The following is a 9,663-nucleotide window of genomic DNA, read 5'->3' as shown; positions in this document are numbered from 1 at the left end:
GGGTACGCGGGTGTGCGCCCTGCCCATAGCAAAACCGCCGGCACAGGGGCCGGCGGGCAGGGTGGGTCAGGGGGCCGGAAGGCGGGGATCAGGCCGCTTTCATGACCTCGGTCAGCTTTTCGAGCACTTCGGTCGGTTCCTTGCCTTCCAGCACGGCAACTTCCGCCACGAAGCGTTCCTGTGCCGCCTCAAACAGCTTGCGCTCACTGAAGCTGCCGTCAAGGCTGTCCACGTTGCGGCGCAGGTCGCGCAGGACTTCGGCAATCTGGACCAGATCGCCCGAATTGATCTTTTCCTGATACGCGACGGCGCGGCGGGCCCACATGCCACGGCTGACATGCGGCTTGCCCTTGATGATGGCCATCGCCTTGTCCACGATCTCACGCGAGACGATCTTGCGCAGGCCCGACTTGCGCGCCTTGGACAGGGGGATGCGCAGCGTCATCTGGTTGCCGGGAAAGGAGATCTGGATCATTTCCAGCTTCGTCCCGGCAATTTCGTCAACGCCGATCCGGTCAACACGCCCGACCCCGTGCGCCGCATAGACGATGGCATCGCCCTCACGGAATGGATCTTCGTCTTTCACGGTGTTGCTGGACTTTGCTTCGGCTGCCGTGGTGGCCGCGGCCGTCCGGGCCATCGCATCGGTCACAGTGCCCTTCTGGGTAGTTCTGAACATGCTCATGGAGGCAGTATAGCATAAATTCCCCCTTCTGTCTTGATCCCTTCCCGCCGGCACCCGGGCGGCATCATCCACTGATCCCGTATCAGCCCTGCACGCCCCGTACGGGCGCCAGTGGCGCGGGGGCGGGCAGGCCGCAGGATTGGAGCAGGTCGATCTCGATGGTGCGCGAGATGGTCAGCATGGGCATGCCATGGGGGGTCATGCTGAACGGGTCCTGAAGGTCGTTGCCGATCTTGTCGAGTGCAACGAACAGCAGCCCCACCAGAGATGACCCCAGCGGCGTGATCCACCCCAGCGTCTGCACCATGGAAAGTGGCAGGATGATGCAGAACACCACCGCGACCACCTTGGGCAGGACGGAAAACTGGATGGCCAGCGGCGTGTTGCGGATGCGTTCCAGCCCGCCCTGCGCATTGCTCATGTCCGACAGGATGCGGTCGATCTGTCCCTGCAATGCGCCATCAATGCCCAGCCTGCGTGATTCGGCATCCACCCGCAGCCCGATCTGGAACAGGATGGCGGCGGGAATGTTCGCGCGGCCTTCAATGCCCGGCTTCATGGAATCGGGCAGCAGGCGCATGATGTCCTCGCTCGCATCCACCCGCGCCAGCGCCCCGCGCAGCGCATAGGGGTAGGCCGCCATGGCGCGGGCCAGATCGGGGCAGCCGCGCAGGATCGTGCCCGCCTGCCGGGCGAAGGAGCGGCTGTTGTTGGTGACCGCGCCCCACAGGGTGCGCCCTTCCCACCAGCGGTTATAGGCGCTGTTGTTGCGAAAGCTCATGAACAGCACCAGCGCCGACCCGATGAGGGAGACGGGCAGGGCGGGCTGTTCCATCCAGTCCTGATGGAAAACCTGGAACATGACCACCACGATCACATCCCACGCACATAAAAGCAGCAGGGAGAGCAGGCTCTCACGCATCAGGATCCACAAGCCAATCCTGCGATCAATGACCATATGGTGTTCCCGGCAAAGATGTTGGACCCATGGGGCCCGTAACCGGCCCCCTGTCAGTGCTGCATACCATATCCATACCGGCCTGCGGGCATGCGCGCGGGGCCATGGCATGATTTGTCATTGAAGCGGCATATGGGTGGGTAAGGCTCTGGCGGCATTGACGACATGCCCTCCAATGCCCTTAATCGTAACGAAATGGTGTGGGCCCACCGGCCTGCAAACGAATTCAGGGAAAGACTGGTTATGGATGTAAGGGCAGCCGTGGCTTTTGAAGCCGGCAAACCGCTGGAAATCGAGACGGTTCAGCTTGAAGGCCCCCGTGAGGGGGAGGTTCTGGTCGAAATCAAGGCCACCGGCCTGTGTCATACCGACAAGTTCACCCTGTCCGGTGCCGACCCGGAGGGGCTGTTCCCCGCCATTCTGGGCCATGAAGGCGCGGGCGTGGTCAGGGAGGTCGGTCCCGGCGTGCGCCACCTGCGCCCCGGTGACCATGTGATCCCGCTCTACACGCCCGAATGTCGGGAGTGCAAGTCCTGCCTGTCGCGCAAGACCAACCTGTGCACCGCCATCCGCACCACGCAGGGCAAGGGGCTCATGCCCGATGGCACGTCGCGCTTTTCGTTCAAGGGGCAGCCGATCCATCACTACATGGGCTGTTCCACCTTCGCGAACTATACCGTCCTGCCCGAAATCGCGCTGGCGAAAATCCGGCCCGACGCCCCGTTTGACAAGGTGTTCTACATCGGCTGCGGCGTGACCACCGGCATCGGCGCCGTGCTGTTCACCGCCAAGGTCGAAGCTGGCAGCACGGTTGCGGTGTTTGGTCTGGGCGGGATCGGGCTGAACGTGATCCAGGGCGCGAAAATGGTCGGGGCCGACCGTATCATCGGCATCGACATCAACCCCGAGCGCGAGGCCATTGCCCGCAAATTCGGCCTGACCGATTTCATCAATCCCAAAGACCTTGGCCCCAATGGGGATCTGGTCGGCCATATCGTGGAACTGACCGGCGGCGGGGTGGATTACTCCTTCGAATGTGTGGGCAATCCCACGCTCATGCGCCAGGCGCTGGAATGTGCCCATCGTGGCTGGGGTGTCTCGACCATTATCGGCGTTGCGGGCGCGGGGCAGGAAATCAGCACGCGCCCCTTCCAGCTCGTGACCGGGCGGCGGTGGATCGGTTCGGCTTTCGGTGGTGCGCGGGGGCGGACCGACGTGCCGAAGATCGTGGACTGGTTCATGGAAAACCGAATCGACATCGACAGCCTGATTACCCACAAGCTGCCGCTTGAGCGCATCAATGAAGGGTTCGACATGATGGCGAAGGGCGAGAGCATCCGCACGGTTGTCGAGTTCTGAGCACATGAACGGTACAGCCATCACCACGCGTGAGGAACATGCAAGCTGTGGCGGTCGGGTTGGCTTTTACAGCCATCCTTCCGCCACGCTCGGGCTGGAGGCGCGCTTTGGCGTGTTCCTGCCCGAGCGTGCGCTGGCGGGGAAAAAGGTGCCGGTACTGTTCGTACTGGCGGGCCTGACCTGCACGGAGGAGACGTTCCTCATCAAATCCAACGCCGTGCGCTTTGCCGCCCGGCATGGTCTGGCGCTGGTCGCTCCCGATACTTCACCGCGCGGCGCGGGTGTTGCGGGGGAAGATGATGCCTATGACCTTGGCAGCGGCGCGGGCTTCTACCTTGACGCCACGCGTGAGCCGTGGCGCGCGCATTACCGCATGGGCAGCTATATCAGCCACGAACTGCCGGAGCTGGTACGGACCTGTTTTGCGGTTGATGACACGCGGCGCGGCATAATGGGCCATTCCATGGGCGGGCATGGCGCGCTGGTGCATGCGCTGCGTGCGCCGCAGGCGTGGAAGTCGGTCTCGGCTTTCGCCCCCATCTGTCATCCTGCCGTCGTGCCGTGGGGGGAAAAAGCGTTTTCCGCCTATCTTGGTTCCGACCGTGCGACATGGGCGGCGCAGGATGCGACATGCCTGCTTGAGGCAGGTCATACTCACCCGACCGAAATCCTGATCGACCAGGGCGAGGCGGACCAGTTCCTGCGCGAGCAGCTCCGCCCGGAACTGTTCGAGAATGCGGCACGGCAGGCGGGCCAGAAACTGGCGCTGCGCCTGCATGCCGGGTACGATCATTCCTACTGGTTCATCCAGACCTTCGTTGCCGACCATATCGCGCATCACGCCGCCATACTGAATGGCGGCTAGCGCGCGCCCGGCGCGGGGTCACTCACCAATCAGGTGCAGCACGATCTCGCGCCGGTGGGGGCGGCGGCGATGCTCAAACAGGTACAGCCCCTGCCACGTGCCCAGAACGGGCCGGCCATCCGCCACGGGTATGGAAAGCTGCGTATTGGTCAGCATCGTGCGCAGGTGGGCGGGCATGTCGTCCGGGCCTTCATCTTCATGGATGTAGCGCCCGTTTTCAGGCACGAGGGATTCGAAATAGCGTTCGATATCCTCCCGCACCGTGGGATCGGCATTTTCCTGCACCGTAAGCGAGGCGGAGGTGTGGCGGCACCACAGGGTCAGCAGCCCGGTTTCAATCCCGCTCTGCCGCACCCAGTCCAGTACGGGCCGGTCAATGGGGACCAGCCCCTTGCCACGGGTCGTAACCTGAAGGTTGTGCAATGCCTGGCGCATGGCGCCGCCTTTCATGCCTATTTCAGGAAGCCGACCAGAGACTCCGCTTCCGATACGATGGGTTCCGCGATTTCGTTGGCGCGTCGTGCGCCCGCGCGCAGTGTATCACACAGGAAGCCGGGTTCCTTCAGCAGGCGTTCCGTTTCCGATGCGATGGGGGTGACGGCATTGACCACCACCTCGGTCAGCGCCGTCTTGAACGGCCCGAAACCCTGGCCGCCAAAGCGGGCCAGCACATCGCCCACGCTCTCACCCGACAGGGTGGCATATATGGTGACAAGGTTGCGGGCCTCGGGGCGGTTTTCAAGCCCTGCCTCGTCAGAAGGCAGGGGTTCGGAATCGCTCTTGGCGCGCTTGATCTTGAGCGCGATGGCATCGGCATCATCCGTCATCTCGATCCGGCTCTGGGCGGAGGGATCGGATTTGGACATTTTCTTGCTGCCATCGCGCAGGCTCATCACGCGCGCGCCCTGCGGCGGGATCAGGGCATCAACCTGCGGGAAGAACTCGGTCCCGTAGTCGTGGTTGAATTTCTGGGCAATGTCGTTGGTCAGTTCAAGGTGCTGCTTCTGGTCATCGCCCACCGGCACGACCGTGGCCTTGTACGCCAGGATGTCGGCAGCCATCAGGTCAGGATAGACATACAGCCCGGCGGAATGTTTCTCCCGGTCCTTGCCTGCCTTGTCCTTGAACTGCGTCATGCGGTTGAGCCAGCCGATGCGCGCGACACAGTTGAATATCCACCCCAGCCGCGCATGCGCGCTGACGGCGGACTGGTTGAACAGGATGTGGCGTTCCACATCAATGCCCGATGCCAGAAGGACGGCGGCCTGCGCCAGGGTCTGCTGGCGCAGGGTCCGGGGCTCCTGCCATGTGGTGATGGCGTGCATGTCCACCAAGCAGAAAATACATTCATGATCGCGCTGTAGGGCAACCCAGTTGCGTATCGCACCCAGGTAATTGCCAAGTTGCGGGATACCGGTCGGCTGAATGCCGGAAAATAGGCGTTTCATGAAAAGCGTTTTCCGTTTTTTTGCCCATGGTGGTCAAGATGGGGGCCGGTCAGGACAGGTAATAAGTTGGGGCAGGGCGCAGCCGTGTCATCGGGCGCGCCCCGCCATGCCCCGTCCTTGTCCCGCCGGTCGGGCGCTATCCGACCCGTGTCATGCAGTAAAAAAGCCATTCACCCATGGGATGAATGGCTTTTGAAGGCTTAATGGCCGGAGCGGGATACGCCCAGAAGCTGGATCTTGAAAATAAGCGGGCTGTCGGGCTGGATGATGCCCATGGATTTATGCCCGTAACCCAGTTCAGGCGGCACGTACAGCATCCACGTATCACCGACATGCATCATGGGCACGGCTTCCTGCCAACCCTTGATCACCATTTCCAGCGGCATCTGCATGTATGCGCCATGGCCATGCTGGTCGGAGCTGTCAAAGATGCCGCCATCGGGCAGCCGCCCTTCGTAGATGACCATGACACTGTCATTGATGGTCGGCTGTGCCCCGTCTTTCGGCCCGGACTTCAGGACCTTGTAGGCCAGCCCGTCGGGCAGGGTCTGCACGCCGGACTGCTTGCGCACGTTGTCCATGAACTGCGCGGGCGTCAGCTCCGGCTGATCATCCTGTTTCGCGCCGCCGCACGCCGCCAGTGGCATGGCCAGGGCAGCCGCGAGAAGAAGGGGAATGACACGCGAAGAACGTTTCATGACACCTCGGCCAGAAGTTGGGAAGGAAGGGAAGACGACGGAATCAGAGCGCGCCACCACGGCGGCCGATCTTCGCACCCAGCCGCAGGCGCAGTGCGTTGAGGCGGATGAAGCCCTGCGCGTCGGCCTGGTTGTATGCGCCCTCGTCATCCTCGAACGTGACGACACGGGTGTCATACAGGCTGTTGGGGCTTTCACGACCTACGCAGATCACGTTGCCCTTGTACAGCTTCAGCCGCACGCGGCCGGTCACGGAATGCTGGCTCTGGTCGATCAGCGCCTGAAGCATCCGCCGCTCGGGCGAGAACCACAGGCCGTTATAGATGATCTCGGCATAGCGCGGCATCAGGCTGTCCTTGAGGTGCATGGCCTCGCGGTCGAGCGTGATGCTCTCGATGCTGCGGTGCGCGCTCAGCAGGATCGTGCCGCCCGGCGTTTCGTAAATGCCGCGCGACTTCATGCCCACAAAACGGTTTTCCACCAGGTCAAGGCGGCCAATGCCGTTATCGCGGCCCAGTTCGTTCAGGCGGGTCAGCAGGGTGGCGGGGGACATGGCCACGCCATTGATCGCAACCGGATCGCCCGAGACGAAATCGATGGTGATTTCGGTGGCCTTGTCCGGCGCGGCCTCGGGGGAGATGGTACGCTGGAACACGATTTCCTCGGGGCCGACCGCCGGGTCTTCCAGCAGCTTTCCTTCGGAGGAGGAGTGCAGCAGGTTCGCATCGACCGAGAACGGGGCTTCGCCGCGCTTGTCCTTGGCGATGGGGATCTGGTGTTCCTCGGCAAAGGCGAGCAGGCGCGTGCGCGAGGTCAGGTCCCATTCACGCCACGGCGCGATGACCGTGATGTCGGGCTTGAGCGCGTAATAGGCCAGTTCAAAACGGACCTGGTCGTTGCCCTTGCCGGTGGCGCCATGGGCCACGGCATCGGCGCCGACCTGTTCGGCAATCTCGATCTGGCGCTGGGCGATCAGCGGGCGGGCGATGGACGTGCCCAGCAGGTACTGCCCCTCGTACAGCGCATTGGCGCGGAACATGGGGAAGACGAAGTCCTTGACGAAGGTTTCGCGCAGGTCCTCGACAAAGATTTCCTTCACGCCAAACATTTCGGCCTTGCGGCGGGCGGGTTCCAGTTCCTCGCCCTGGCCAAGGTCAGCCGTAAAGGTCACGACCTCGCAGTTATAGGTGGTCTGCAACCAGCGCAGAATCACGGAAGTATCAAGACCGCCCGAATATGCGAGCACGACCTTCCTGACATCCTTGGCGGCCATGGGGAGAAGTCTCCTGTCGAAAGAACTTTTGACAATAATATGCCGGCAAGCCGACGGCATGCCCTCGTAGCATCCCGTGGCGCGCGCGACCAGAAGTGAAGGGGGATTTTTACGTCATTCCACCGTATCGGTGGCGGCATCCTCGCGCGCGGCGCGGCGCAGGCGCTGGCTTTCGGTGCGAAGCTGCCCGCATGCCGCAAGGATGTCGCGCCCGCGCGGCATGCGGATGGGGGAGGCAAAGCCCGCATCCATCACGATTTTCGCAAACCGCTCAAGCTGTTCGCGGGTGGAGGGGCGGTAGCTGCTGCCGGGCCACGGGTTGAACGGGATCAGGTTCACCTTGGCCGGAATGCCCGAAATCAGGCGCACCAGTTCACGGGCGTCGGCCTCGCTATCATTGATGTCGCGCAGCATGATGTATTCGAACGTGATGCGGCGCGCATTGCTGGCGGCGGGATAGCGGCGGCATGCGGCAATCACTTCACGGATGGGATATTTGCGGTTGAGCGGCACGATCTCGTCACGTAGGTCATCACGCACGGCATGCAGCGACACGGCCAGGTTGATGCCCAGTTCCGCCCCGCACTGGTCCATCATCGGCACCACGCCGGATGTGGACAGCGTGATGCGACGGCGCGAAAGCCCGATCCCCTCACCATCCATGATGATGCGCATGGCCTTGGCCACGTTATCGTAATTGTACAGCGGCTCGCCCATGCCCATCAGCACGATGGTCGAGAGTAGGCGCGGCGTCTCCCCCTTCGGGCTGGGCCATTCGCCATAGCTGTCGCGCGCGGCCATGAACTGCCCCACGATCTCGGCAGCACCCAGGTTGCGCACCAGCGCCTGCGTGCCGGTGTGGCAGAAGGTGCATGACAGCGTACAGCCCACCTGCGACGAGATGCACACGGCCCCCCGGTCTTCCTGCCGGTCGGGGATGTACACGGTCTCGGCTTCCTGCCCGTCGCGGAAGCGGAACAGGAACTTGCGCGTAGAATCCTGCGACGTCTGCTCCGTCACCACGCCGGGACGTCCGACGATGAAGCGTTCGGCCAGTTTTTCCTGCAACGGGCGGGCGATGGAACTCATGCGTGAGAAGTCGGTCACGCCCTGATGGTAGATCCAGTGCCACAACTGCTTGGTGCGAAATGGCTTTTCACCAATTTCCACCATGATGTCCGTCAGTTCCTCACGCGACAGCCCCACTAGGTCGCGCCTGCCATCGGGCAGGGCGGCGGTGGGGGGCGCGAACTGGGCCGACTTGGCGCGGATGCGCGTGCGTTCCTCATCATTCAGGAGCGCGGCCGCCATCCCGTCGCGTGACAGGGTAGGCGGAATTGCGGGGGCTGCGGACATCGCGGGGCTGCCTATGTTCTTCATGTCATTTCAGGGGGAAGGGGAAGCACCTTCCCCATGTTCCCGCCTGTGTATCACAGGCGGGGGGCCGGATGCGACCGCCGATCAGCCGTCCTTGCGCGCGGCGATCAGGAATTCCCGGTTGCCTTCGGGGCCGGTAATGGGGCTGGGGTCGATGCCCAGCACGCGCCAGCCCGGCAGGGTGGACCACCACTGGCCGATCATCTCGCATACCGCTTCATGCACGGCCGGGTCGCGCACCACGCCCTTTGCGCCAACCGCGTCCCGCCCGGCCTCGAACTGCGGCTTGATCAGCGCAATCGCCCATGCGCCCGGCACGCACAGCTCCAGCCCGGCAGGCAGCACCGTGCGCAGCCCGATGAAGCTTGCGTCACATACCAGCGCCTGAATGGGTTCGGGAATGAGGGTGGTGTCCAGCGCGCGGGCGTTGCATTTTTCCAGCACGACAACCTGTTCGGTGTTGCTGCGCAGTTTCCATGCAAGCTGGCCGTGGCCCACATCAACGGCATAGACCTTCCGTGCGCCTTCATGCAGCAGCACGTCGGTAAAGCCGCCGGTGGATGCACCGACATCCAGACAGGTCAGGCCCGCAGGCGATAGGCCGAAATGTTCCAGCCCATGTGCCAGCTTGATCCCCCCGCGTGACACCCACGGGTGGTCCTGCCCCTTGAGGGTCAGCGGTGCATCCTCGGGTATCTGGTCACCCGCCTTGGCGATGCGCCGGTCGGATGTATAGACCTGACCGGCCATGATGAGCGCCTGCGCACGCGTGCGGGTTTCCACCAGCCCCCGGTCCACCAGCATCTGATCGACTCGACGTTTTGCCATGCGCGGTGCCCGTTCCGGCCTTCAGGCCATCTGTCTTGTCTGCGGCACGCCCAGGGCAGACAGTGCGGTCGCGACAATGGCGGGGGCATCAAGCCCGGCCTCATGGTACTGCGCGGCCTGGGTGTTGTGGTCGATGAAGCGGTCGGGCAGCGTCATGGGGCGGAAACGCACG

10 protein-coding genes are annotated in these 9,663 nt (G+C 63.3%); 2 read left to right on the top strand and 8 right to left on the bottom strand.

The annotated features are described in order from the left end of the window. Window positions 1–88: 88 nt before the first annotated feature. Both DY926_RS14095 and DY926_RS14090 read right to left on the bottom strand, forming a co-directional pair. Window positions 89–685 carry a CarD family transcriptional regulator gene (locus tag DY926_RS14095; protein WP_116703941.1) on the bottom strand — a complete coding sequence of 199 codons (597 nt, stop codon included), beginning with the start codon at window positions 683–685 and terminating at the stop codon, window positions 89–91. An 82-nt stretch (window positions 686–767) separates the two neighbouring features. Continuing rightward, a complete protein-coding gene (locus DY926_RS14090) occupies window positions 768–1,643 on the bottom strand; it encodes a bestrophin family protein (protein ID WP_116703940.1) in 876 nt (291 codons plus the stop codon). 243 nt (window positions 1,644–1,886) lie between these two features. Between DY926_RS14090 and DY926_RS14085 the strand changes: the two genes are divergently transcribed. Continuing rightward, entirely contained in the window at window positions 1,887–3,002 is a 1,116-nt protein-coding gene (locus tag DY926_RS14085) for an S-(hydroxymethyl)glutathione dehydrogenase/class III alcohol dehydrogenase (RefSeq protein WP_116703939.1), read from the top strand. 4 nt (window positions 3,003–3,006) lie between these two features. Beyond that, a complete protein-coding gene (fghA, locus tag DY926_RS14080; protein ID WP_116703938.1) occupies window positions 3,007–3,867 on the top strand; it encodes an S-formylglutathione hydrolase in 861 nt (286 codons plus the stop codon). An 18-nt stretch (window positions 3,868–3,885) separates the two neighbouring features. Here the strand turns inward: fghA and DY926_RS14075 are convergent, their stop codons facing one another. The 6 genes from DY926_RS14075 to DY926_RS14050 all read right to left on the bottom strand — a co-directional run bounded on the left by DY926_RS14075 (window position 3,886) and on the right by DY926_RS14050 (window position 9,491). After that, on the bottom strand, window positions 3,886–4,302 hold the full coding sequence (locus DY926_RS14075) for a secondary thiamine-phosphate synthase enzyme YjbQ (RefSeq protein ID WP_116703943.1): 417 nt from the start codon (window positions 4,300–4,302) through the stop codon (window positions 3,886–3,888). Window positions 4,303–4,319: 17 nt separating this feature from the next. Next, window positions 4,320–5,315, bottom strand: a complete 996-nt coding sequence (trpS, locus tag DY926_RS14070) for a tryptophan--tRNA ligase (RefSeq protein ID WP_116703937.1) — start codon at window positions 5,313–5,315, stop codon at window positions 4,320–4,322. Window positions 5,316–5,515: 200 nt separating this feature from the next. Then, window positions 5,516–6,013 (bottom strand): FKBP-type peptidyl-prolyl cis-trans isomerase, encoded by a 498-nt coding sequence (locus tag DY926_RS14065; protein WP_116703936.1) that lies wholly within the window; start codon window positions 6,011–6,013, stop codon window positions 5,516–5,518. 43 nt (window positions 6,014–6,056) lie between these two features. Continuing rightward, on the bottom strand, window positions 6,057–7,286 hold the full coding sequence (locus tag DY926_RS14060) for an argininosuccinate synthase (protein WP_116703935.1): 1,230 nt from the start codon (window positions 7,284–7,286) through the stop codon (window positions 6,057–6,059). Window positions 7,287–7,400: 114 nt separating this feature from the next. Continuing rightward, window positions 7,401–8,642 (bottom strand): 23S rRNA (adenine(2503)-C(2))-methyltransferase RlmN, encoded by a 1,242-nt coding sequence (rlmN, locus tag DY926_RS14055; RefSeq protein WP_116703942.1) that lies wholly within the window; start codon window positions 8,640–8,642, stop codon window positions 7,401–7,403. 105 nt (window positions 8,643–8,747) lie between these two features. Continuing rightward, the gene (locus tag DY926_RS14050) at window positions 8,748–9,491 is read right to left on the bottom strand and encodes a TlyA family RNA methyltransferase (RefSeq protein WP_116703934.1); all 744 of its coding nucleotides are present in this window, start codon (window positions 9,489–9,491) and stop codon (window positions 8,748–8,750) included. Window positions 9,492–9,663: the final 172 nt, after the last annotated feature.

Source organism: Komagataeibacter melaceti (assembly GCF_003403295.1).
GTDB lineage: Bacteria > Pseudomonadota > Alphaproteobacteria > Acetobacterales > Acetobacteraceae > Komagataeibacter > Komagataeibacter melaceti.
The sequence above is the reverse complement of the archived record's forward strand: the minus strand, read 5'-3'. Positions and strand labels throughout refer to the sequence as shown.

Coding starts and splice junctions, on each gene's coding strand:
- DY926_RS14095 (WP_116703941.1), bottom strand. CDS start 685: ATGAGCATGTTCAGAACTACCCAGAAGGGCACTGTGACCGATGCGATG.
- DY926_RS14090 (WP_116703940.1), bottom strand. CDS start 1,643: ATGGTCATTGATCGCAGGATTGGCTTGTGGATCCTGATGCGTGAGAGC.
- DY926_RS14085 (WP_116703939.1), top strand. CDS start 1,887: ATGGATGTAAGGGCAGCCGTGGCTTTTGAAGCCGGCAAACCGCTGGAA.
- fghA (WP_116703938.1), top strand. CDS start 3,007: ATGAACGGTACAGCCATCACCACGCGTGAGGAACATGCAAGCTGTGGC.
- DY926_RS14075 (WP_116703943.1), bottom strand. CDS start 4,302: ATGCGCCAGGCATTGCACAACCTTCAGGTTACGACCCGTGGCAAGGGG.
- trpS (WP_116703937.1), bottom strand. CDS start 5,315: ATGAAACGCCTATTTTCCGGCATTCAGCCGACCGGTATCCCGCAACTT.
- DY926_RS14065 (WP_116703936.1), bottom strand. CDS start 6,013: ATGAAACGTTCTTCGCGTGTCATTCCCCTTCTTCTCGCGGCTGCCCTG.
- DY926_RS14060 (WP_116703935.1), bottom strand. CDS start 7,286: ATGGCCGCCAAGGATGTCAGGAAGGTCGTGCTCGCATATTCGGGCGGT.
- rlmN (WP_116703942.1), bottom strand. CDS start 8,642: ATGTCCGCAGCCCCCGCAATTCCGCCTACCCTGTCACGCGACGGGATG.
- DY926_RS14050 (WP_116703934.1), bottom strand. CDS start 9,491: ATGGCAAAACGTCGAGTCGATCAGATGCTGGTGGACCGGGGGCTGGTG.